This window comes from Lacicoccus kunmingensis DSM 17847 (genome assembly GCF_059568765.1).
The window spans coordinates 116848-142229 of the sequence record NZ_JCANUC010000001.1 but is presented as its reverse complement, the minus strand read 5'-3'; the positions used below and the strand labels follow the sequence as shown (position 1 = coordinate 142229).

Here is a 25382-nt window from a genome sequence, read left to right as displayed (position 1 = left end):
TGCCAAAACGGCAGTCTCACTATAGTTTATATTTCAGATATGATTGGTATGATCATCGGTCTGCGCTTCGTGCTGTCATATAAGTACTTGCCCAGATCATCACGGATGCCCTGCTTGATTGTACTCCAATCGAGTTTCTTTTCCATCAGCGCATCGTTGACAATGTCAGTCACTCTGCTCTCTGCTTCATTCAGCAGATCTTCGCTCTTTTTAACATAAACAAAGCCGCGTGACTGAAGCTCCGGTCCTGCTATAATTTTACGCTCGACAGGGTCGATTGTGATGACTGCGATGAAAATGCCGTCTTCACTTAACAGACGTCTGTCTCTGAGTACGATGTTGCCGACATCTCCGACACCGCTGCCATCTATCAGCGTGTTTCCAGCTGTCACTTTTTCAGCACTGATCATTGTATCGCCGTCATATGATGCGACGTCACCTTTTTCGAGTAAAAAGATGTTTTCAGGTGCAACACCTGTTTCCGCTGCAAGTTTTGCGTGCGCAATCTGCATTTTAAATTCACCCTGAACAGGTATGAAGTATTTCGGCTTCATGACGTTCAGCATCATTTTCAATTCCTCGCTCAGACCATGGCCTGAAGCATGAGTGTTTTGAGAAGGCGTAACAACATTCGCGCCTGCTTTCACCAAGTCATTCAATGTACTGTAAAGAATGACTTCCATATTTGAAGACGGTGTCGTTAAAATAAAGACCGTATCGCCTTCTTTAATGTTTGTTACGTCATGGCTGCCTCTCGACATCTGTCCGAGTGCCTCGATCGGTTCACCCTGGGAGCCGGAGGCAATGATGACCGTCTCATTTTTAGGATAGTCCTTGATTTCATGGATCGGTACCAGCAGTCCATCAGGAATATTGAAATATCCCATATTTCTCGCCGTTTTGAATGAACTTTCCAAAGTACGGCCCAAAAATGAAACTTTGCGCTTTGTCTTTACAGCATTGTTGATCACCTGCTGGATTCTGACAAAGTTCGAAGCGTAACAGGACACGATGATGCGTCCGTTCGCTTTATAGAAACCATCCAGTATCTGCTCTTCGACCACATTCTCTGCAGTATTATAACCCGGCTTCTCCGCCTCGGTCGAGTCACTGATCAGCGCCAGCACACCATTCTGACCTGCCACTTCATACATTTTCGCCATATTATAGCGGTAGTCGCCGGTCAGACTCTGATCGAATTTAAATTCACCGGTATAGACGATATTGCCATATTTCGTTTCAAGGCTCACACCGTATGCATCCGGGATGCTGTGACTCACTTCAAAGAAGTTCATCGCAACATTTTTAAATTTCATTTTTGATTTGCTGTTGATGGTATAAAACTTGACCTTCTTATTGACGCCCTTCTGTTTAAGACGGTCTTTAACGAGTGCCAATGTTAATTTAGAGCCGTAGATCGGCACATTCAATTCACTGACAATGTATGGAATCGCACCGATGGCATCTTCATGTCCATGGCTCAGAAAAATTCCTTTTAATCTGTTTTTATTTTCTTTTATATAGGAAATATCAGGGATGACAATATCGACACCTAACATTTCATCTTCCGGAAACATCAGTCCTGCATCTAAAATGAACATCTCATCATCCACTTCAACGACATACATATTTTTGGCAATCTCGCCAACGCCGCCGAGCGGAATGATTTTGATATTTCCTGTCTCTGTTTTTGCTGAATTCAAAACTTTACCTCCTAGTATCACTTGAACGTGGCATGATAATGTTTGCCATCAATCGTAATGTGGATGAGGGCCACGTCCTTAGTATCGTATCTTGTCTCCTGAACATTCCGGAGCTCCAAATGGTCGATATCTCTGTCATTATCAGGCAGTTCTTTCAAGTATGTTCCTAAATCCAAATCTTCAAAAATGATTTTCACTTCATGATTTTCTTTAATCCTAAGCTGGCCTTCAACATCAAATTTTCTGTCATTCAAAATTAAAGTATCAAAAATCATTATTTATCCTCCTGTTTCTTATCCTCCATCATTGCTTTTCTGGAAGCATTCACACGTCCCTGATTATCAATGTTGATGACTTTGACAAGGAACTGGTCACCAATTTTTGCCACGTCTTCAACATTTTTAATATGTTTTGTATCCATATTGGAAATATGCACTAAAGCATCTTTGCCTGGGAATATCTGTACGAAAGCACCGAATTTCTCAATGCGTTTCACTTCACCCATGTATACCTGACCGACTTCTGCAATGCGTGTCAAATCTTCAATAATCTTTTTAGCCTTCTCAATCATTTCAGGATCGCTGTGTCCGATATATACTGTACCGTCCTGTTCAATGTCCAGTTTAGCGCCGGTTTCATCAATGATTTCATTGATCTTTTTACCGCCCGGTCCAATAACATCACGGATTTTATCCGGCTTGATTTTCATGACTTCGACTTTCGGCGCATAACGTGAAAGTGTTTCTCTCGGCTCGCTGATTGTTGAAATCAGGTTGTCGAGTATCGCAAGTCTGCCGAGTCTCGCCTGCTCAAGCGCTTCTTTTAAAATGCTCTCGCCTAGACCGTCAATTTTGATGTCCATCTGAATCGCAGTGATGCCTTTGTCAGACCCTGCAACTTTAAAGTCCATGTCTCCAAGTGCATCTTCCATCCCTTGAATGTCGGAAAGAATCGTATAGTTTTCGCCTTTTTTAACCATACCCATCGCAATACCTGCAACCGGTGCTTTAATCGGCACACCTGCATCCATCAATGCGAGTGTTGAAGCACAGATTGATGCCTGTGAAGATGAACCGTTCGATTCAAGCACTTCGGAAACGACGCGGATTGTGTACGGGAATTCTTCAGCACTCGGTATCACCTGAAGCAATGCACGCTCGCCGAGGGCACCATGACCGATTTCGCGGCGTCCCGGTCCACGGATCGGACCTGTTTCACCGACTGAGAAATGCGGGAAATTATACTGGTGCATGTAGCGTTTCTGTTCTTCGGCACCCAGACCGTCGATGATCTGATATTCACCCAGACCGCCGAGCGTCGCTACAGTCAATGCCTGAGTCTGGCCACGTGTAAATAAACCGGAACCGTGTGCTCTTGGCAGTAGTCCGACTTGTGAATCTAACGGTCTGATTTCATCGGGCTTACGGCCGTCGGGACGGAGTTTCTCCTCAGTGATGAGGCGGCGTACTTCCGCTTTCAGCAGTTCATCGATGATATTACCCGCTTCTTTGATTGTTTCTTCATAGTTTTCACTTTCTTCATCGAAAGTTTCGAGTATGCTGTCTTTTGCATTTGTAATGCCTGCTTCACGTGTTTGTTTGTCGACTTCCTGAATCGCCTCGTACAAACCGTGTGTTTTCACTTTTTCTTCGATATCGCTTCTTAAGCCTTCAATGTCTTCTTCCAGATCCGCCCCGTGCTTTTCAGGCTGGATTTCTGCAACGATTTCTTCTTGGAAAGTGACCAGTTTTTTAATTTCTTCATGACCGAACAGAATCGCTTCAAGCATGACGTCCTCAGTCACTTCTTTTGCACTGGATTCAACCATGTTTACAGCGTCCTTTGTACCTGCAACCTGCAGATCAAGTTCTGAGTTTTCCATTTCTTCGGCTGAAGGATTGATGATGAATTTTCCATCAACCAATCCGACTGTTACGCCCGCAATCGGCCCTTCAAATGGAATATCACTTACACTGAGGGCAAGTGATGAACCGAACATCGCTGCCATCTGCGGTGAAGCATCCGGGTCTACGGACAATACCATTGAAATGACCTGGACATCTCTTCTGTACCCTTCAGGGAACAGCGGACGAATCGGACGGTCGATCAGACGGCTTGTCAATGTCGCCTCTTCACTCGGTCTGCCTTCACGCTTATTGAAGCCGCCGGGAATCTTTCCTGCCGCATATAATTTTTCTTCGTATGCTACTGTTAAAGGGAAAAAGCCGATGTCTTTAGGGCCTTTTGATGCCGTGGCTGTTGACAGCACAACAGTATCACCGTATCTGATGAGTACTGAACCGCTGGCCTGCTTTGCCATTTCACCATATTCAACTATTAAATCATGTTTACCCATTGTTGTTTTATATATCTTTTTTTCTGATCCTGTCATGTTCAATATTCTCTCCTTAGTATGACTACTTATTAATAATCATATCACTTTTACTTTAAAATATATATAAAAAAAGGGCATATCCTTTTAGGATATGCCACATGTGATTAACGGCGCAAGCCAAGCTTTCCGATTAAGTCACGGTATCTATGAACATCTTTTCCACGAAGGTAAGTCAGTAAGTGTTTACGACGACCAACCATCTTCAAAAGACCACGTCTTGAGTGATGATCTTTCTTGTGCATTTTCAAATGCTCGTTCAATGAGTTAATCTCATCTGTCAGTACAGCAATCTGTACTTCCGGAGAACCTGTATCTGTTTCGTGTACGCGGTACTCCTGAATCAGTTCATTTTTGCGTTCTTGTGAAATAGCCATTAAGAAACGCCTCCTTTATTAATATTCACCTGTATCCGAGCAACAGTTGGAGTTTCTGAAAGCCAAGATAAGGTACTCAAACCATTATACACATGTCAGTCTATATCTTCAAGTAGTTTTATCGCATCTTCACGGTCAAGTTCCATCTGATCGACGAGCTCATCCACACCGTCAAATTTCACTTCGCCGCGAATATAGTGATGGAAGTAGATGGTCACCGATTCACCGTATATACTCTCATTGAAATCAAAGAGGTGCACTTCGATGATCGGTTTGGTTATATCATCATGGAAAGTCGGTTTTACACCAATATTGCCGACGCCTTTATGAATCTCGTCGGTCGAGTGTACTTTGAGAGTGACGGAATAAACCCCGTTCGTAGGCAGGAAATATCTGAAATCCGCTTCAATGTTCGCTGTCGGAAAACCGATGGTACGGCCCCGCTTTTCACCCTGCACCACTACGCCTGAGATCGTGTACGTGCGGCCGATCATTTTATTCGCCTCTTCAAGCTGACCGTTGGCGAGACTTGTACGGATCTGTGTCGTCGACACTTTTTCATCCGTAAAAGCATATTTTCCGACAATGGTCGTATTGAATTCATCATACTGGGTCAAATTGGTAGTATTGCCTCTGCCTCTTGCACCGTATGTATAATCGAACCCTGAAATCAATTCGCTTACATTCGCGCCGATGATATACTTTTTGACAAAATCGTCCGGCTCAAGTTTTGCAAGCTTACTTGAGAAGTTGATGATGAAAACATAATCAATCCCCATGGATTCAAACATTTCCAGTTTGATTTCAAGCGGGGTCAGATACGTCGTTCTCTGGAATTTCGGATTCAACACCACCGACGGATGCGGATCGAATGTCATAATCCCTTTTTTCAGATTTTTTTCTTCAGCAATTTTATTCATTTTGTTGATCACTTTTAAATGCCCGCGGTGAAGACCGTCAAAAAAACCGATCGCTGTAGCACTTTCTTCCAGCTTTTCAATACCTGCATCATCTGTATAATTCAGTTGAATAATTTCCATTACAATCGCCTCTTAACTATAGTCTATTGAACATCTTATATGGTTTTAGCTCTTCTGCCTTTTCGGGATGCTGATGATACATTCCAATAGGTTTGCCATCTTTTAAAAATACAATATATCTGTCTTTTTGGCTGACCAATTCCATAATATCAGATTTGAACAGTTTCTGCCCATGCTGTACTTTAAAAAGCAGCTGTTCATCTTCAATCTCCAATAGATTTTCTGCGCTGACAATATCTTTGACCGGCTGCACATATTCTTCCTTTTTCTCATCTTCAAGCGCGTTAAGTTCATCCAGAGTGATCGTGTCGCTGATATTGAAGCCGCACGATGCCGTTCTGATCAGTCCGGACATGTGTGCAGGCACGCCGAGTGCGCGTCCGATATCGACAGCGAGTGTGCGGATATATGTCCCTTTCGAACACGTCACATCAATATTGAATTTTACTGTAGAACCATCAGACTCGATTTCGCCTGTTCTTTCAATATTTCGTATGAAGACCGTCTTGGTCGGACGTTCCACGGCTTCACCGCTTCTCGCATACTCATACAATTTTCTGCCGTCCACCTTGACTGATGAATATAAGGGCACCTGCTGATTATATGCTCCAGTAAAGGACTGAATCACCTTATCGACTGCCTCATCCGATAATGGCTCCATCTTCAGCGTGTCCGTCACTTCCCCGGATGCATCTTCAGTTTCAGTTGAAATTCCGAGTGTCACTTCTGCACTGTAGGATTTATCTTTTATCTGCATATACTCTGTCAGTTTGGTCGCTTCCCCGACGACAATCGGCAGCACGCCTGTAACATCCGGATCCAGAGTCCCCGTATGCCCCACTTTTTTCATATGTAATATTTTACGCATTTTATAGACGACATCATGGCTCGTCAGCCCTTTTTCCTTAAATATCGGAAATACACCATTATACATTTTTATCACCCGTAATAAGTTAAAATGGCAAACCGGTACGGTTTGCCATTATTTTTATTTATCCTTAATTTCGTTGAGCAGTGATTCGATTTTATTGCCGTATTCTATCGAACTGTCATATTTAAATTCGAGTTCCGGCGCTTTTCTCAATCTGATCTCTTTAGCCACTTCGGAACGGAGCAGGCCTTTTGCCCGGTCCAGTCCTTCTGCAACCTGTTCTTTATTGTCGTTTAAAGAAGTATAGTAGATTGTTGCAGTTTCAAGTTCTTTGGTCACTTCGACTTCTGTGACCGTCACCATGCCGATATCACTGTCGTCCACTTTAGTTCTCAGAGCTTCACTGACCACTTTCTTGACTTCTTCAGCCACTCTTTCGTTTCTGTTAGACATCTAATCACCTTTCAATCTCTACCATGATATAAGGTTCGATCTGGTCGCCCTCTTTGATATCATTGAAGTTTTTGATGGTAATACCGCACTCGTAGCCTGCAGCCACTTCTTTGGCATCATCCTGATATCTCTTCAGGGTATCCAGCTCACCTTCGTAAATGACTATACCCTCTCTGATGATTCTAACACCTGAATCACGGGTAATTTTACCGTCAGTCACGTAGGAACCTGCAATTGTACCAATTTTAGATACTTTGTAGATCTGTCTGACTTCGACGTTACCGATGACCTGTTCTTCATATTCAGGGTCCAGCATACCTTTCATCGCATGCTCGATCTCTTCAATCACTTTATAGATGACACGGTGTAATCTCATATCGATTTTTTCCTGTTCCGCCGCTTTCTTCGCGTTCGTATCCGGACGGACGTTGAAACCGATGATGATTGCGTTGGATGCATTGGCCAGAGTAACGTCTGACTCGTTGATTGCACCGACACCAGTGTGAATGATACGTACATTGACACCTTCCACATCTATTTTTAACAGTGATGCGCTCAATGCTTCGACAGAACCCTGTACATCACCTTTGATGATGATGTTGAGGTCTTTCATTTCTCCTTCTTTCATCTGTTCAAACAGATTATCAAGGCTGACCTTCTGCGTCTGTTCACGTTCGCGGACAATTTGATCGCTCTGTCTGGATTCACCGATTGAACGTGCTTTCTTATCGTCTGCAAACACTACAAAACGGTCACCTGCAAGTGGCACGTCGTTCAGACCTGTAATCTCAACAGGCGTTGACGGGCCTGCGCTCTTGATTCTCTGGCCGAGGTCATTGACCATCGCACGCACTTTACCGTAAGTGTTACCGACAACAAGTGAGTCGCCGACATTCAAAGTACCATGCTGTACAAGCAGTGATGCAGCAGGTCCTCTTGATTTATCCAGTTCAGCTTCAATGACTGTACCGACTGCCGGACGGTCGCTGTGAGTTTTCAACTCCTGAATTTCGCCGACAAGACCAATCATTTCAAGCAGATCTTCAATACCGTCTCCGCTTAAAGCAGAAAGTGGTACGAAAATTGTGTCGCCGCCCCAATCTTCCGGGTATAGACCATGTTCGCCAAGTTCTGTCATGACACGGTCCGGGTTTGCTGTCGGTTTATCAATTTTGTTGACCGCAACAATGATCGGTACGCCTGCAGCTTTGGCGTGGTTCAATGCTTCAATCGTCTGAGGCATGACACCGTCATCCGCTGCAACAACCAATACTGTAATGTCAGTCACCTGCGCACCGCGTGCACGCATCGTTGTGAATGCCGCGTGTCCCGGTGTATCCAGAAATGTGATTTTCTTGCCGCTCGATTCAATTTGGTATGCACCGATATGCTGAGTGATACCGCCTGCTTCTCCGGCAGTCACTTTCGTTTCACGGATCGAGTCAAGAAGTGTTGTCTTACCATGGTCCACGTGGCCCATGATTGTTACGACACTTGGTCTTTCTTCAGTCAGTGATTCTTCGTCAAGTTCAAAGTAATTTTCCAGATCAGCCGCATCTTCATTGACTTCTTCTTCGGCGGTGAAGCCGTAGTTATCCGCAATGATTTCCACTGATTCTTTTTCCAAGGACTGGTTGATGTTGGCCACGATGCCAAGCATGAACAGATCTTTGATTACAGTAGAAGCATCAGCACCTATTTTTTCAGCAAGCTCACCGACTGAAATGCCATCTTCGTAAGTGAAGACTTTCTTATCGGATGCTGTATCCTGCTCTTCTTTAGGCTGCTGTCTTTTAGCATCCTTTTGCTGATTTTGTTTCTGCTTAGGTTTGTTTTTATTGTTGTGATTCTTTTTCTGTTTGTTATTTTGAGGTTTTTTACCGGATTGAGCATTCTGCTGCGGTTTTTTCGCCTCGCCGGATTTATTTTCTTTTGATGATTTTTTAAAGTGCTTATCCAGCATCGGAATTTCGTTATCTTCCAAAGAACGCATGTGGCTGTTTACCTCAATACCTTCCTGACGCAGAAATTCCATCACTTCTTTACTTGTTAAATTATTTTTCTTGGCATATTCATGGATTCGGATTTTACTCATTGAATCACTTTCCTTTCTCAAAAAGGTCGATGCACTTATTGGCAAAACCTTTATCTGTGACAGCTAGTACTACACGATTTTCACTTCCTGTAGCTATGCTCAGTTCTCTTTTATTATATTTTTTTATTAAATAAACTTCGTAGTATGCAGCTTTATCAGTAACCTTTTTAAATGTTGATGCACCTGCATCTGCAGCTATGAAAACAACTCTGGCATTTTGGTTTCTGATCGCTTCCACGGTGCGCTCTTCACCGTTTACCAGTTTGCCGGCCTTAGTAATCAGTCCGAGCAGGTTCAGTATTGGATCTCTCATCGCTTTGGAATGTCCTCTCTGTAAATGAGCCTGATGATTTCATCATATATCGGTTCTAATTCATCACTCGAAAGGTCCAGCCTTCTTTCAAGAACCTTTTTCTCCCGGGCAGTTTCTACTTTTTCCAGATCTTTGACGACATAACTGCCGCGGCCGTTTTTCTTTCCTGTCGGGTCGACGAATATTTCGTTTTCCTTATTCACCACGATACGGAGCAGTTCTTTTTTTGGATACATTTCATTGGTCAATATACATTTCCTAAGTGGAACTTTTCTTGCCATGTTATCACCCATTAAAATTAATGTTTTTATTCTTCTTCAACGATGCCTTCTTCTATCGCGTCCGATTCACTTTTTATGTCGATTTTCCATCCTGTCAGTTTTGCTGCAAGTCTCGCGTTCTGACCTTTTTTACCGATTGCAAGTGATAATTGATTATCCGGGACGATGACGACTGTGGACTGATTTTCTTCATCCACCTGTACATCTACGACTTGTGACGGGCTCAGTGCATTTCTTACAAATACTTTTGGATCCGTATCCCATAGAACGATATCAATTTTTTCACCGGACAGTTCGTTCACAACCGCTTCGACTCTTGCACCTTTTGCTCCGACACATGAACCGACAGCATCAACATCCGGGTTTTCAGCATGGACGCTGATTTTGGAACGTTCGCCCGCTTCACGCGCAACACTCATGACTTCAACTGTACCGTCATAAATTTCAGGCACTTCTTTTTCAAAAAGGCGCTTGAGCAGGTTCGGATGCGTACGTGAAACAAAAATCTGTGGACCTTTCGTCGTCTGTTCGACTTTATTCACATAAACCTTTATCCGTTCATTCGGACGGTAAACCTCGTTCGGAATCCTTTCGGACTCACTCAGTACAGCATCTGTACGGCCGAGCTGAATATATACGAAACGGTGGTCGACTCTGTCGATCAGACCGGTCATGACTTCATCTTCCTTGTCGACGAACTCATCATATAAAATGCCGCGTTCAGCATCTCTCAACCTTTGCATTACTGCCTGCTTCGCCGCCTGTGCACCGACACGGTTGAAATCTTTCGGCGTCACATCTTCATCGTACGGGTCACCGATTTCATATGCAGGGTTGACCGTGCGTGCTGTTTCAAGATTGACTTCCGCCGTCTCATCTTCAACTTCTTCGACCACATCTTTTCTTGAAATTACCCGGTAACTGCCATTTGTCAAATTCAAATCCACTTTGACATTTTTATGCTGGGTATAATTCTTTTTATAAGCAGTGAGCAGTGCTGCTTCGATTGTTTCTATGAGTATTTCTCTTGGAATGCTTTTTTCCTTTTCGAGGTAGTCCATAGCATTCAATAATTCTTGATTCACAACCTATCTCCTCCAATCAGATTAATACTGCTTTTCTTAAAGTAGCGATTTTTTTACGTTCAATAGAGATTGTCTTCTTTTTGGCTTTGTCTTTATATTCAACCGTGACAGTATCCTCATCATATGATTTCAATACGCCGGTCCATTCTTTCTCACCGTTGATATGCTGGTACGTTTTCACGTATATACCATTGTCCAGCGTCAATTCCAGATCATCATCATTTTTTATCGGACGTTCGGCTCCCGGTGAGGAAACATCCAGAAAGTATGCACCTTTAATAATCTCCCACTCATCCAGTTTTTCACTGACCACTTCACTGGCAGCAGCACAATCTTCTAAAGTAATACCACCTTTTTTATCAAGGTATAACCTTAAAAAGTGATCTTTACCTTCTTTGACGAACTCCACTTCAATCAGTTTGAAATTTAATTTCTCTACTACTGGAGCTGCATTGTCAAAAACTTTTTGTTCAGTATGATTCATGTTCAAATCGCCTCCTTTAAACGTAAGAAAAGAACGGGCGGACCCGTTCTTCTCCATGTGCAATGAGTATTAATATCATTAATATAATACCATAATCAAAATTGTTATGCAAATTCATCAAATGTCGAATATGGACAGCTGAGCTTTGTCCGGCAGATGTTCAAGCGTGCCGAGCTCTGTCAGATATTCAACGACCTTCTGGGCGACGCCACCGCGTTTGTTCAGATCTTCTTTGGAAATAAACGGCTCCTCTTCTCTGGTTTCTACGACACGTCTTGCAACGTTCGCACCAAGGCCCGGAACCGAGATGAACGGCGGTATCAGTCCGTCTTCGGTAATTTTGAATTCAAATGCCTCCGACTTCTCAACATCCACCGGATGCATTTTAAATCCTCTGTGTGCCATCTCATTCGCAATTTCCAGTACGACCAGTGTATCTTTCTCTTTTTTGGAGAGCTCATGGAAATTGCTGTTCATCTCTTTTATTCTGTGACGGATTGTCGATTTATCCTTGACCATCGTAAGCAGGTCGAAGTCGGATGCACGCACAGTAAAATAGCTTGCGTAATAGAACAGCGGGTAATGCACTTTGAAGTATGCAATACGCACTGCCATCAGGACGTATGCTGCGGCGTGCGCTTTCGGAAACATGTACTTTATTTTCTTACATGAATCGATATACCAGTTTTCAACGCCTTTATCTCTCATCGCCGCTTCATGCTCTTCTGTTAAACCTTTACCCTTTCTCACTTTCTCCATGATGTTGAAGGCAAGTGAAGGTTCAAGTCCCTTATACATCAGGGTGACCATGATATCGTCACGGCACCCGATAACGTTGGACAAGTCACACGTACCGCTGCGGATCAGATCCTGGGCGTTGCCCAGCCAGACGTCCGTGCCGTGGGATAAACCTGAAATCTGCACGAGTTCACTGAATGTCGATGGTTTCGTATCCTCAAGCATCTGACGGACGAAACCTGTACCGAACTCCGGAACACCGAGTGTGCCTGTTTTACAGACGATTTCATCTTCGGTGACGCCGAGTGTTCCAGGTGAACTGAACAGCTCCATCGTCTCCTCATCATCCGTCGGCAGTGTTGTCGGGTCGATGCCTGACAAGTCCTGCAGCATACGGATCATCGTCGGGTCATCGTGGCCGAGTATGTCCAGCTTGAGCAGGTTGTTATCGATTGAATGGAAGTCGAAGTGTGTCGTTTTCCATTCCGCTTCGATATCATCCGCCGGGAACTGTATCGGTGTAAAGTCGAATATATCCATATTGTCAGGTACAACGATAATACCGCCCGGGTGCTGACCGGTCGTCCTTTTGACGCCCGAACAACCTTTGACCAGGCGGTCGATTTCTGCACCGCGTTTTGTAATGCCGTGGTCATTCATATAACCTTTGACATAACCGTACGCCGTTTTCTCGGCAACAGTACCGATTGTACCTGCTCTGAATACATAATCTTCACCAAACAGCTCTTTAGTATAGTTATGGGCTTTCGGCTGATAGTCTCCACTGAAGTTCAAGTCGATATCCGGCACTTTGTCTCCTTTGAATCCAAGGAAAGTTTCGAACGGTATGTCCTGGCCTTCCTTAATGAGTTCAGTACCGCATTCATCACATGATTTGTCAGGCAGGTCGTATCCGGAAGACACACTGCCGTCCGTAAAGAAGGTCGTGTTTTTACAGCCTGGACAAATATAATGCGGCGGCAGCGGGTTCACTTCCGTAATTTCCGTCATGGTCGCAACAAAACTCGAACCGACGGAACCACGGGAACCGACCAGGTAGCCGTCATCCAGCGACTGCTTGACGAGCTTCTGGCTGATCAGGTAAATAACACTGAAGCCGTTACCTATAATACTGTCGAGCTCTTTTTCTATTCTCTCCACTACAATTTCAGGCAGATCTTCACCGTACAGTGCTTTAGCATTGTTGTAGCTCATATCCCTGATTTCATCATTCGCACCTTCGATGTTCGGTGTAAACAGATCATCTTTGATCGGCTTGACGACATCGATGCTGTCGGCGATTTCATTCGGAGTATCAATGACGATTTTTCTTCTTGTCGCTTCGTCAAGAAATGCGAAGTCTTCATACATTTCAGCTGTGGAACGGAAATGCGCTTCAGGCAGGTTGCCCCGGCTGAGCGGGTTCCCCGGGTTACTTTTCACAAGAATTTCACGGCACAGTTTATCCGATTCATCCAGATAGTGGACATTGCCTGTCGCAATGACCGGCTTATCCAACTCTTCCCCGACTTTGATGATGTTCGTGATGATTTCTTCCAGCGTTTCTTCACTTCTGACGATTTCCCTGTCAAGCAGCCTTCTGTAAAGCGGTTTGGGGAATACTTCGAGATAATCATAAAATTCAGCGATTTCTTTGGCATCTTCATAAGGTTTCTGCATCATTGCAGTAAATACTTCACCCTGGTCACACGCACTGCCGACCAATATGCCGTCCCTGTATTTTTCAAGCACATCTTTACGAATTCTCGGTGTTTTGTAGAAGTTGTCCGTCAATGAATAAGAAACGATTTTAAACAGGTTTTTAAGCCCTTCCTGCGTTTTCACTAATAGGGTGATATGGCTTGGCATCGCGCGTTTATATGCGTCCTGTGTCATAAGCCTGTCATTGATGTCCTTATGGTTCACAACATTCAGCTGTTTCAGCTGGTAGAGCATCTTGATGAAGATATATGCTGTGGCTTCCGCATCATAGATTGCCCGGTGGTGCTGTGTGAGTTCGACGTTATATTTTTTGGCCAGTATGTTCAGACCATGCTTTTTAAAGTCCGTGTTGACCGTCCTCGACAGTTCGAGCGTATCGATTACCCCGTTTTCATAACTTCCAAGGTTTTCTTTCTGATAGGCAGCTTCTATGAAGCCCATATCAAAGCTTGCATTATGCGCAACGAAAATCGCGTCGCCGACCCACTCCTTGAATTCGGTGATCACTTCACTGATCGGCGGCGCATCGACAAGCATATCATCTGTGATGCCCGTAATTTCCTTAATCGTTTCTGTCAGCGGCTCGTTCGGATTGCTGAACGCCTCGTAGCGGTCGATGATCTCGCCGCCCTTTACTTTGACGCCCGCAAGCTCGATGATTTTATCGTACTTTGAAGAAAGGCCGGTGGTCTCTACGTCAAATACGACAAACTCATGTGTTTGAAGATCGATGTCCTGAGGCTTGTAGGCGATTTTAGCGCCATCATCCACAAGCAGCCCTTCCATGCCGTAAATCACCTTGACGCCGGTGTCCTGGGATGCATAATACGCATCAGGGAAAGCCTGAACGTTGTTGTGATCCGTAATCGCGATTGCCTTATGACCGTAATCGTTGGCCCGTTTGACAAATTCGCCGACATTGTTCAGGCCGTCCATCTGGCTCATTGCCGAATGGAGATGCAGTTCAACGCGTTTATCTTCCATATCATCCCGTTTGGGCGGCTTTTTGACTGCAGTCAGGTTTTTGATGTTCAGTACCAGGTCTTTGACGAAATCATCATATTCAACATGACCTTCGATGACGACCCAGTCATTTTCACTGAGTGCTGCAAATACCGCTTCATCATTTTTATTGTTTCTCGAAAACATTTTTGCACTGATCGAGTCACTGTAATCCGTAATTTTAATATTCAGGATCTGTCTGCCGGTGCGGAGCACTTTGACATCCTTATCGAAGATGACACCTTCAACTTTTACATTGTATTCTTCATCAAAAATATTATTGAGTGGTCTTGCGCCGTCGAATGTCACATGTTTACCGATCTGTTTTTCAACATGTGCTTCAGCATTGTTCTGCTGTTCTTTCATCTCTTCCTGCTGGCTGATGAAGTTTTGAACCAGTTCTGTCCGCTCTTCCTGCAGACGGTTTTCAAGATTGTTTCTCTTTTCCTCATCCAGATTCGCATCGACGGTAAATTCAATTTCCCCCACCGGCATGCCGAAATCATGGTACGCCGCTTTCAGGTTGCCGTTGACGTGCTTATTGAAATGCGCTCTTGTTATTTCATTTTGAACATTGAAAATCAACACACCGTCCCTGTATTCCTTTTTACAGTTGAGCAGCTGGAACCTGACGTTATCGTTAATATTCAGATATAAGAGAATATCTTCCAGATAGTCGATCACATTGTCATCTGAAAAATATTCACTGTAGAGCTTCACTTCTATATCCGCAATTTCAGCGAAAGCATTTTTTATGCTGTTGATCAGCAGCTGCCTTAAAGAAGCGGGGATGACTTTATCAAAATGGATATGGAACTGGAAAAGCCGTTCATCATCATCCACTATAACCTTTTTAAGCACCCCGCTGGCGAGGTGCTCATTCATTTCTATTTTTGCTTGTGATAATAATATTTTAAATTGCTCATGCCCTTGCATTTACAACACTCCTAGAACTTTAAACACTATTGTTGGGCTATTTTGAATCCTCTGCTATAAAGCTTAAAACATCAGCAATATTTACATCGACAGATTTTTCATCGGTACGTCTCTTAATTTCAACCATGCCATCTTTGGCACCGCGGCCGACAACGATTCTGTATGGCAGTCCGATCAGATCTGAATCTGCAAATTTAACGCCGGCTCTTTCTTTACGGTCATCATACAGAACTTTATGTTCTTTCTGCAGTGATGCATATAATTCTTCAGCCGTATTCAAAATCGCTTCATCTTTATTGTTCGCAGTAACGATATGAATATCAAACGGTGTGACCGATTTCGGCCAGATGATCCCGCGGTCATCGTGGTGGCTTTCAACAATTGCTGAAAGCGTCCTTGAAACGCCGACACCGTAGCACCCCATCATTACAGGCACACTGCGTCCATTCTCATCAAGAACATTCAGTCCCATCGATTCGGAATACTTCGTACCGAGCTTGAATACCTGCCCGACTTCGATACCTTTCATGAACTTCACTTTACCGCTGCCGTCGATTGCCATTTCACCTTCGTTTATAAATCTGAAGTCACCTGTACCGCGTACGTCAAAGTCGCGGTTGTGATTGACATTGATGAAGTGATAATCCGTCTCATTCGCGCCAGTCGGATAGTTCACCATCGCATCCACCTGATAATCCAGATAGACAGGAATATCCGTTCCTGCAGGACCGAGACTCCCCGGTGTCGCGTTGAAGTGCTGCATGATTTCATCTTCCGTTGCAAATTCAATGTCCTCTTCAGCATTGAAGAAAGCTTTCACTTTAACGTCATTCAGTTCCTGATCACCGCGTACAAGAATCATGATGAATTCACCGTTGATCTTTACGACCATCGTCTTCGTCGTTTCATGAAGCGGGATATCGAGATGATCCGCCAGTGACTGACATGACGTGACACCCGGTGTTTCAACTTTCGACATTTCTTTCATTTCATCCGTCGATTTTTCAACCGGCTGACATTCAGCCTTTTCGATATTCGCCGCATAGTCACTTTCTTCGGTATACGCAATCGTATCTTCACCGATATCTGCAAGCGCCATGAATTCATGTGTATGGCTGCCGCCGATCGCACCTGAATCCGCTTCGACTGCACGGTAGTTCAGACCGACACGCTTGAATATTCTTGAATATGCATCGTACATATCTTTGTAAGTCTTTGTCAGTGACTCATCATCAGTGTGGAATGAGTAAGCATCCTTCATGATGAATTCCCTGCCGCGGAGCAGGCCGTATCTCGGTCTTAATTCATCCCTGAATTTAGTCTGTATCTGGAATAAAGTGAGCGGCAGCTTTTTATAGCTTCTCAGCTCATCGCGGAGCATTGCAACGATCATTTCCTCATGCGTCGGCCCGAGAGCAAACTCTCGATCGTGGCGGTCGTTCATTCTCATGAGCTCCCTGCCGTAGGCATCCCATCTGCCGGACTCTTCCCACAACTCTTTCGGGTGAAGGACAGGCATGTGGATTTCCACACCGCCAATTCTATTCATCTCTTCACGGACGATCTGTTCAATGTTGTTCAATACAAGCTTTGTGATCGGTAAATAAGTGTAAATACCGCTTGCCATCTGCTTGATCATACCCGCTTTCAGCATCAGACGGTGGCTAAGACTTTCAGCATCCTGCGGTGTTTCTCTTAAAGTTGGGATAAACATTTGCGATTGTCTCATTCAACTCACTCCTATAGGAAAAATGTTTTTATGTCATTCCATGTAACCAGTACCATTATAATCAGCAGGAACAATACCCCGAGAAGCTGGATATTGATTTCCACTTTCTTATTCAGCGGTTTTCTGAATATACCTTCATACAGAACGAACAGTATGCGTCCGCCGTCAAGTGCCGGAATCGGCAGCAGATTCATGATGCCGAGGTTTACACTGAGCACCGCCGTAAAGTTCATCAGTACGAGCAGGCCTTGTGCCGCCACCTCTTCGGTGACTTTATAAATCCCGACAGGACCGTTCAGCATATCAAATGAGAATGTTCCTTCGAAAATGCTGATGAACAGCTGGACAACGAGTTCGAATATTAACGTACCCATTTCATAAGTCTGCTGGACGCCCCACCACAACGGTGCAACGGTACCTTCTTCAGAGGCTGCACCGATGCCGATGATCAGCCGTTCCTCCGTTTCACCATCCGGGTATTCCGTAACATTTATCACAGGCGTCATTTCAACGTCTCTGACTTCACCGCTGTCCTGATTCTCGACTTCGATATCAAGTGTCGTCTCGCCTTCTTCCTGGATGATGGCGGACATATGGTCCCAGCTGTCGACTTCAGTATCATTGATGGTCATCAGTCTGTCGCCTTCAACAAGTCCAGCCTCTTCAGCCGGCGTATCTTCAGCAACCATGCCGACGAGCGGTTCATCCACCGGCTTGCCGTTTATATAAAATAATAATGTAAACAATACGAAAGCCAGAACGAAGTTCATAAGTGGTCCTGCAAATAAAGTCCAGAACCTTGCCATGGCCGACTTCGATTCAAATCTGGCTGATTTAGGCGCAATGCGCTCAAGTTCCGAGTCCTGTACATAATAGGCTTCGTGGGCAATCTTATAAGATGTTTCCACATTATCATATGTACGCATTGCATTGATGATCATCGCATCCTGTATATCAGAGCTGACGATTTCTATCTCTTCAATATCGTTAAAGTTGTGTTTGTCATCAAGTAATATATGAGTGATTTCACCGAGGTCATTCAATTTGAGCTGGACACGCATTCCCGGATTGAGGGGGTTGATTTCCATATCACTGGAAGCCATTCTGACATAACCGCCGACCGGGAGCAGGCGTATCGTATAAACTGTATCATTGAATTTATAAGAAAAAATCTTTGGTCCCATTCCAATAGCAAACTCGGGGCACATTATACCTGCACGTTTTGCAACGATTAAATGGCCGAGTTCATGAACAGTGACCAGCACACCGAATACTACTATAAAAGCTAAAATGCCGGTCAAATCTATCACCTCATATTTGATTTAAAAAGTTTATCATAATAAAGGATGGTTTCCAGGTCAGGGTCGCCAATCACTTCATGTTCATTCATCCGTAATTCTACTATCTTTTCTATATCAAGGAAAGAAATCTCCCCTTGTAAAAATCTGTCTACAGCGTACTCATTCGCCGCATTCATCACCGCCGGCATCGTACCGCCGATTTTAAGCGCATCATAAGCCAATTCCAACATCCTGAAGCGTTCAAAGTCCATCGGGCTGAAGTTCAGCTGGCTGAGTGAATTGAAATCAAGCGGATTATTCATCGGCAGACGGTCCGGATGGCTGAATGCAAATTGGATCGGTACTTTCATATCCGAATTGCCGAGCTGTGCGATGATGCTGTTGTCGACGAACTCCACCATGGAATGGATAGTGCTTTCCTTGTGCAGCAGCGTGGAGATCTGATCCACTTCCAGATCAAACAGCCATTTTGCTTCAATGACTTCAAGACCTTTATTCATCATCGTTGCAGAATCGATTGTAATTTTCTGTCCCATGGACCAGTTGGGATGGTTCAGCGCATCCGAAAGCGTAACATTATCCAACTGCGGCCTCGTCAGGTCTCTGAATGAGCCGCCGCTTGCCGTAATGATCAACTGCTTGACTTCAGAATGTTTTTCACCGCGCAGACATTGGAAAATCGCTGAGTGCTCCGAATCGACCGGGATGATGTTCACATTGTTTTTATGTGCTGCATCCATCACCAGGCCGCCTGCAGCAACCAGCGTTTCTTTGTTTGCAAGAGCAATGTCTTTGCCGTTCTCTATCGCTTTTAAAGTTGGGCCGAGACCGACGCTTCCCATAATTGCAGTGAGCAGCATATCACTGTCGTCGCCTGCAATGGTATCGAGGCCGTTTTCCCCGCTTAAAAATGTAACCCCGGGGTACTCTGATTCAAGCAGCTTCCTATCTCCATCATCAATGACTGAGACGAGTTCGGGGGTCACCACTTTTAAAATCTCGCGTAATTTATTTATATTTCTGCCGGCGGACAGGCTGATCAGTTTAAACTGATCACGATTATTTTTCAAAACTTCGATTGCCTGTGTGCCGATGGAGCCTGTTGCTCCTAAAATTGAAATCTTCTTCATGATTTTCACTCCAATATCCCTAGCCCACCAATGGCAGTATGTTCATCAGTGGCAGGACAAATATAAAGCTGTCGAAACGATCCAGAACACCGCCGTGTCCAGGCAGCAGGTTCCCTGAATCTTTGACGTCAAAATGACGTTTCAATGCAGATTCCACCAGGTCGCCGAGCTGGCCCGCAGCACTTAATATCATCGTGTAGATGACCAGCATGAACATCGGCACGTTGTCAACCAGGCCGAATACGCTGAATATGACTGCCAGCAGTACACTCGATAAAATCCCACCGATAAATCCTTCGACAGTTTTGTTCGGGCTGATCTGTGGCCACAGTTTTCTCTTACCGAATGTTCTTCCGGCAAGGTAGGCGCCAGTATCCGTCATCCAGACAATCAGCAGTGCATACAGGATAAATAATATCCCCGCTTCCCGTGTTTCGTAAAAATACATGAAACCAATGCCGATATAGGCCACAGCAAGCACACAAAACCCCATATCAACGAATGAAAACCTGTTTTTACTGATGACGGTAAAGCTGAGCATCAACAGTGCCATGACAATAATCATATCGACCTGGGATTCGGTAATGACAGTGATATAGGAATAATCCGCCCGTGGCATTATCAATATGGATAACGCAATAAGAGACAGTATCCCCGGTATTGAAAATATATGTATTCTGTTCATCTTAAGTATTTCATAAAGCGCGGTAAGAGCAAGGAGGTATACTGCAATGAGCATCGGCAAAGAACCGATGACAACAATCGGTATGAAAATTATCAGTGCAATAATCGCCGTAATTGTTCTTGTCCTCATCTTTAAACCTCCTTATCATTTAGTCCGCCGAAACGTCTATCCCTTTTTCTGTATTGTATGATGAGTTCATCCAGTTCGTCAGGTCCGAACTCCGGCCATAAAGTATTAGTGAAAAATAATTCACTGTAAGAAGACTGCCATAATAAAAAATTGCTTAATCTATACTCGCCGCTTGTTCTGATGATCATTTCAGGGTCCGGTATGTTATACGTCATCAAATACTGCTGAATTAAAGTATCATCAATATCTTCAACTTCAAGTTTTCCATCGTTGATATCTTCATGCATTTTTTTGAATCCCTGTATCAATTCATTTCTGCCGCCGTAGTTCAGTGCAAATATGAGATTGAGTCCGGTGTTACCCCTTGTATCATCCACAGCTTTTGCGACTGCCTTTATCGTATGCTTCGGTAAATCATCCATGTTGCCTATCGTCGTCACTTTAACGTTTTTTTCAATCAGCTCCGGCAGGAATGATCCTAAAAAATCTCCCGGAAGCTTCATTAAATAACTCACTTCAGCACTTGGTCTGCTCCAATTTTCTGTTGAAAATGCATACAATGTTAAATATTTTATCCCAATATCAGAGGCATGTCTCGTGATACGTTTTACATTTTGCATCCCTTCATAATGACCGTGCACCCTCGGCCGCCTTTTTAACTTTGCATAACGCCCGTTGCCGTCCATTATCATTGCTATATGTAAAGGTAAGTCCTTCGTTTTGTCTGCTTCTTTTTTTCTACCTAACATATGGTCCTCCACAAGAATTATATTTATTAGTATACATCTATAGTTATCTTGACTCAATTAGTTTATTGTACCATAAAATCCGGACACAAAAAAAAGAGCAGGTTCAACCTGCTCTTTTTTGGCTAAACTTCCAAAATATCTTTTTCTTTTTCATCGCAAAGTTGATCGATTTTGGCAATTGATTGATCAGTGATCTTCTGCACATCATCTGTGTATGAACGCAGTTCATCTTCCGAAAGCTCACCGTCTTTTTCCTGTTTCTTTAACTTATCGTTCGCTTCACGACGTATGTTTCTAACAGAAACCTTTGCATCTTCGCCTTCTTTTCTTGCATCTTTGACAAATTCTTTGCGTCGTTCTTCGGTAAGCTGTGGTACTGTAATACGGATCATCGTACCGTCACTTGTAGGGTTGATGCCAAGATCCGCCTGCTGGATTGCTTTAAGCACATCATCAACCGAACCTTTGTCATACGGAGTAACAGTCAGCATTCTCGCCTCCGGTACAGCAATCGTTGCCAGCTGGTTGACCGGTGTCGGTGCGCCGTAGTAATCAACAGTCACTCTTTCCAAAAGGTTTGCATTTGCATGACCTGTACGGATGCCTGCAAGTTCCCTCTGAAGGCTCTCCTCAGTTTTCTGCATCCTGTTTTTAGCATCTTTTAAAATTGCATCACTCATATGATTCTCTCCTACTGATTTTTTTATTTATTAATAGTCGTTCCAATTGTTTCACCGGAAACTGCACGTTTAATATTACCCTGCTCTGTAATTGAAAATACCACAAGCGGGATGTCATTGTCCATACAGAACGAAGATGCAGTTGCATCCATTACCTGCAGATTTTCCTGAAGCATTTCCATATATGTTAAATTATCATATTTAAATGCTCCGCTGTCCAGTTTAGGATCTGCAGAATAAACGCCGTCGACATTGTTTTTACCCATTAGTATTACATCTGCTTCGATTTCAGCAGCTCTGAGCGCCGCGGTTGTATCAGTAGAAAAGTATGGGTTGCCGATGCCTGCAGCAAAAATGACAATGCGCCCTTTTTCCAAATGTCTGATTGCACGTCTGCGGATATATGGTTCTGCAACCTGCTTCATTTCAATTGAAGTCAGAACTCTTGTTTCACAGCCAAGCTGTTCAAGACTGTCCTGAAGAGCCAGTGAATTCATGACAGTTGCGAGCATGCCCATGTAGTCAGCCGTGCCTCGGTCCATGCCAAGGTCACTGCCTACTTTACCTCTCCATATGTTACCGCCGCCGACGATAACTGCAATTTCCACGTCAAGGTCTTTTGCTTCTGATACTTGATCAGCAATATTTTTGATGACCTCAGGGTTGATGCCGAAACCATCATCGCCTGCCAATGCTTCTCCACTCAATTTTAAAACGATTCTTTTATACGTTGAAGATACAGCCATTATAATTCCCTCACTTATGATATTTGATGAGCTTATTTTAGAAAAAAAGACACCGAAGTGTCTTTTTTATTACTTATTAACCTGACCCATAACTTCATCAGCGAAGTTCTCTTCTCTTTTCTCAAGACCTTCTCCAACTTCGAAACGAACAAAATCAACCAATTTTGAATCGTGCTGTTGTAAATATTTTTCTACAGTTACTTCTGAGTCTTTTACGAATGGCTGGTTTACGATACAGATTTCTTCAAGATACTTGCGCATTCTGCCTTCGACCATTTTATCAACGATCTTTTCAGGCTTACCTTCGTTAAGCGCCTGCTGTTTGAGAATTTCTCTCTCGTGGTTAAGCTCTTCTTCAGATACTTGATCTTTAGATACATACTTAGGGTTAAGTGCTGCTGCGTGCATTGCTACACCTTTTGCAACTTCCTCATCAGTAGTGCCTTCCACTATAGAAAGAACACCGATGCGTCCGCCCATGTGCAGGTACTCACCAAAAGCACCATTGTCAGTTTTTTCAGCAAGAACGAATCTTCTTAAAGTCAGTTTCTCACCGATTTTTGATACTGCTTCTGTAATTTTATCTTCAACAGTCTGACCATCAAGCTCTGATTTGTTTAGAGCATCGACATCTGCTGGTTTAACATCGAGGATATGGTTTGCTATATCTTGAACAAGCTTTTGGAAATCTTCGTTACGTGCAACAAAGTCCGTTTCAGAGTTGATTTCTACAATCACTCCGTCGTTGCCTTTGGAAGCAACGTGTACAAGACCTTCTGCTGCGATACGATCTGATTTTTTAGCCGCTTTTGAAATACCTTTTTCACGTAAATGATCAACTGCTGCATCAAGGTCACCGTCAGTTGCCTGAAGTGCCTTTTTACAATCCATCATTCCCGCACCTGTTTTTTCACGTAGTTCTTTTACTAATTTTGCCGAAATAGTAGCCATTACTTAATCCTCCTGGAATCATATTTTAAAAAAGGTGATAAGAGAATTTACTTATCACCAATATTAAACATTTAATCTATTAAAAACTATTCGCTTTTAGTTTCTGCTGTTTCTTCTTCTTTAGCAGGTTCAGTTGATTCTTCCAAATCAATATTCTGTTCTGCTGCCACTTCATCATCAGAAACACCTTGCTGTCCTTCTAAAACAGCGTCTGCCATTTTACCTGTCATAAGACGTACTGCACGGATTGCATCGTCGTTTGCAGGGATAACATAGTCTATTTCATCCGGATCACAGTTTGTGTCCACCATTGCGATGATAGGAATACCCAGTTTGTGAGCTTCCGCGATTGCGTTGCGCTCTTTACGAGGGTCAACGATGAATAATGCCTTCGGCATTTCTTTCATGTCACGGATACCGCCTAAGAATTTGATTAAACGGTCATATTCCTTACGAATCTCAACAACTTCTTTTTTAGGAAGTACGTCAAAAATGCCGTCTGCTTCCATTTTTTCAATTTCGTCAATGCGTCTGATACGCTTTGAAATTGTTTTGTAGTTAGTTAAGATACCGCCCAACCATCTCTGGTTGACGTAAAGGTGTCCAGCTCTTTCCGCTTCTTCTTTGATAGCGTCCTGAGCCTGTTTCTTAGTACCGACGAATAAGATTTTACCGCCGTCTTCAGAAATGCTTTTAGCAAAGTTGTATGCTTCAGCAACTTTCTTAACTGTTTTCTGCAAGTCGATGATGTAGATGCCGTTTCTCTCAGTGAAGATGTATCTCTTCATCTTAGGGTTCCAACGACGTGTCTGGTGACCGAAGTGAACACCAGCTTCAAGTAATTGTTTCATTGTAATTACTGCCATGATATTTCCTCCTTTTGTTGTTACCTCCAATGCTACTAAACGAAACCACTCAGTGATGAGCACCGATTTCATCATGCATAACATTGTGCGTAATCGGCAATTTTTTTGCCGTTAAATAATATACCATATATAAACACATAAATCAAATTTATATTAGTTTTCTTTCCTGAGTTCAGGCAGGAAGTCTTCTTTCTTCACTTTGATGAAAGTACCCTTCATGCCAAGAGAACGTGATTCGATGACACCCGCACTTTCCAATTTACGCAGTGCGTTAACGATTACTGAACGTGTGATGCCTACTCTGTCCGCCACTTTTGATGCAACAAGAAGTCCTTCGTCAGCATTCAGTTCATCAAAAATATGTTCGATGGCTTCTCTCTCTGAATAAGACAATGAACGGATCGCCATAGCAATGCTCGCTTTGTCGCGTGCTTTCTTTTCAATTTCTTCATGTTTTTCTCTTAAAATTTCCATGCCGACTACAGTTGTTGCATATTCAGCAAGTACCAGATCGTCCTGGCTGAACTGTTCTGTCACTCTGCCGAGTGCCAATGTACCCAGGCGCTCTCCGCCGCCATAGATTGGCAGAATTGTTGTTTCAGAATCCTGGAACGAATCCTCAGTAGGGAAAATTGTCAATTCATTATCAAAGTCGATATTTTCTGTTGTTTCGCTGACTCTCATAATTTTATTAACATATTCCTCCGGGAAACGGCGGTTCTCAAGCATTTCAATAATACGTTCGTTTTCAATTTTATGGTTCACACCGAAACCGAGCAGTTTACCTTTACGGGAGACGATGAAAACATTACATTCGAGTACCCGGCTTACTTTTTCCGAGACCTCATTAAAATCTACTTTAACGCCTGCAACACTTTGAATTAGTGTGTTAATTTCTCTTGTTTTTTGTAATAGTGAACTCAT

The 25382-nt window shown here is 43.5% G+C and carries 23 protein-coding genes; all 23 read right to left on the bottom strand.

From position 1 onward, the window contains the following. Positions 1-26: 26 nt before the first annotated feature. Positions 27-1703, bottom strand: coding sequence for a ribonuclease J (locus BO48_RS00700; RefSeq protein WP_496365516.1), 1677 nt, complete (start codon positions 1701-1703; stop codon positions 27-29). 17 nt (positions 1704-1720) lie between these two features. Further along, positions 1721-1978, bottom strand: a complete 258-nt coding sequence (locus BO48_RS00695; protein ID WP_496365515.1) for a hypothetical protein — start codon at positions 1976-1978, stop codon at positions 1721-1723. Further along, entirely contained in the window at positions 1978-4095 is a 2118-nt protein-coding gene (pnp, locus tag BO48_RS00690; RefSeq protein WP_496365514.1) for a polyribonucleotide nucleotidyltransferase, read from the bottom strand. The genes BO48_RS00695 and pnp overlap by 1 nt, the downstream gene beginning before the upstream one ends. Positions 4096-4202: 107 nt before the next feature. Then, positions 4203-4472 (bottom strand): 30S ribosomal protein S15, encoded by a 270-nt coding sequence (rpsO, locus tag BO48_RS00685; protein ID WP_496365513.1) that lies wholly within the window; start codon positions 4470-4472, stop codon positions 4203-4205. Between the two features lie 95 nt (positions 4473-4567). Next, positions 4568-5512, bottom strand: coding sequence for a riboflavin biosynthesis protein RibF (gene ribF, locus BO48_RS00680; RefSeq protein ID WP_496365512.1), 945 nt, complete (start codon positions 5510-5512; stop codon positions 4568-4570). 16 nt (positions 5513-5528) lie between these two features. Beyond that, a complete protein-coding gene (truB, locus tag BO48_RS00675) occupies positions 5529-6446 on the bottom strand; it encodes a tRNA pseudouridine(55) synthase TruB (protein ID WP_496365511.1) in 918 nt (305 codons plus the stop codon). Between the two features lie 54 nt (positions 6447-6500). After that, positions 6501-6836 carry a 30S ribosome-binding factor RbfA gene (gene rbfA / locus BO48_RS00670; protein ID WP_496365510.1) on the bottom strand — a complete coding sequence of 112 codons (336 nt, stop codon included), beginning with the start codon at positions 6834-6836 and terminating at the stop codon, positions 6501-6503. A gap of 4 nt (positions 6837-6840) precedes the next feature. After that, the gene (infB, locus tag BO48_RS00665) at positions 6841-8931 is read right to left on the bottom strand and encodes a translation initiation factor IF-2 (protein ID WP_496365509.1); all 2091 of its coding nucleotides are present in this window, start codon (positions 8929-8931) and stop codon (positions 6841-6843) included. Positions 8932-8935: 4 nt separating this feature from the next. Next, positions 8936-9244: a L7Ae/L30e/S12e/Gadd45 family ribosomal protein gene (locus tag BO48_RS00660; RefSeq protein ID WP_496365508.1), complete on the bottom strand. Its 309-nt coding sequence runs from the start codon at positions 9242-9244 to the stop codon at positions 8936-8938. Further along, positions 9241-9525 (bottom strand): RNase P modulator RnpM, encoded by a 285-nt coding sequence (gene rnpM / locus BO48_RS00655; RefSeq protein WP_496365507.1) that lies wholly within the window; start codon positions 9523-9525, stop codon positions 9241-9243. Before rnpM ends, BO48_RS00660 begins: the two co-directional genes overlap by 4 nt. Before the next feature lie 26 nt (positions 9526-9551). Further along, positions 9552-10610: a transcription termination factor NusA gene (gene nusA / locus BO48_RS00650; RefSeq protein ID WP_496365506.1), complete on the bottom strand. Its 1059-nt coding sequence runs from the start codon at positions 10608-10610 to the stop codon at positions 9552-9554. 16 nt (positions 10611-10626) lie between these two features. Then, positions 10627-11094, bottom strand: a complete 468-nt coding sequence (gene rimP / locus BO48_RS00645; protein ID WP_496365505.1) for a ribosome maturation factor RimP — start codon at positions 11092-11094, stop codon at positions 10627-10629. 117 nt (positions 11095-11211) lie between these two features. Continuing rightward, positions 11212-15492, bottom strand: a complete 4281-nt coding sequence (locus tag BO48_RS00640) for a PolC-type DNA polymerase III (protein ID WP_496365504.1) — start codon at positions 15490-15492, stop codon at positions 11212-11214. Between the two features lie 37 nt (positions 15493-15529). Next, positions 15530-17221, bottom strand: coding sequence for a proline--tRNA ligase (locus BO48_RS00635; RefSeq protein WP_496365503.1), 1692 nt, complete (start codon positions 17219-17221; stop codon positions 15530-15532). Positions 17222-17232: 11 nt separating this feature from the next. Then, positions 17233-18531 (bottom strand): RIP metalloprotease RseP, encoded by a 1299-nt coding sequence (rseP, locus tag BO48_RS00630; RefSeq protein ID WP_496365502.1) that lies wholly within the window; start codon positions 18529-18531, stop codon positions 17233-17235. After that, a complete protein-coding gene (dxr, locus tag BO48_RS00625; RefSeq protein ID WP_496365501.1) occupies positions 18528-19652 on the bottom strand; it encodes a 1-deoxy-D-xylulose-5-phosphate reductoisomerase in 1125 nt (374 codons plus the stop codon). Before dxr ends, rseP begins: the two co-directional genes overlap by 4 nt. Before the next feature lie 19 nt (positions 19653-19671). Next, positions 19672-20466: a phosphatidate cytidylyltransferase gene (locus BO48_RS00620; RefSeq protein ID WP_496365500.1), complete on the bottom strand. Its 795-nt coding sequence runs from the start codon at positions 20464-20466 to the stop codon at positions 19672-19674. A 2-nt stretch (positions 20467-20468) separates the two neighbouring features. Beyond that, positions 20469-21215 carry an undecaprenyl pyrophosphate synthase gene (gene uppS, locus BO48_RS00615; protein WP_496365499.1) on the bottom strand — a complete coding sequence of 249 codons (747 nt, stop codon included), beginning with the start codon at positions 21213-21215 and terminating at the stop codon, positions 20469-20471. A 122-nt stretch (positions 21216-21337) separates the two neighbouring features. After that, a complete protein-coding gene (gene frr / locus BO48_RS00610; RefSeq protein WP_496365498.1) occupies positions 21338-21895 on the bottom strand; it encodes a ribosome recycling factor in 558 nt (185 codons plus the stop codon). A 23-nt stretch (positions 21896-21918) separates the two neighbouring features. Further along, positions 21919-22641 (bottom strand): UMP kinase, encoded by a 723-nt coding sequence (gene pyrH, locus BO48_RS00605; protein ID WP_496365497.1) that lies wholly within the window; start codon positions 22639-22641, stop codon positions 21919-21921. Positions 22642-22710: 69 nt separating this feature from the next. Continuing rightward, positions 22711-23592 carry a translation elongation factor Ts gene (gene tsf, locus BO48_RS00600; RefSeq protein ID WP_496365496.1) on the bottom strand — a complete coding sequence of 294 codons (882 nt, stop codon included), beginning with the start codon at positions 23590-23592 and terminating at the stop codon, positions 22711-22713. An 86-nt stretch (positions 23593-23678) separates the two neighbouring features. Continuing rightward, positions 23679-24458: a 30S ribosomal protein S2 gene (rpsB, locus tag BO48_RS00595; RefSeq protein WP_496365495.1), complete on the bottom strand. Its 780-nt coding sequence runs from the start codon at positions 24456-24458 to the stop codon at positions 23679-23681. Between the two features lie 153 nt (positions 24459-24611). Continuing rightward, positions 24612-25382, bottom strand: coding sequence for a GTP-sensing pleiotropic transcriptional regulator CodY (codY, locus tag BO48_RS00590; protein ID WP_496365494.1), 771 nt, complete (start codon positions 25380-25382; stop codon positions 24612-24614).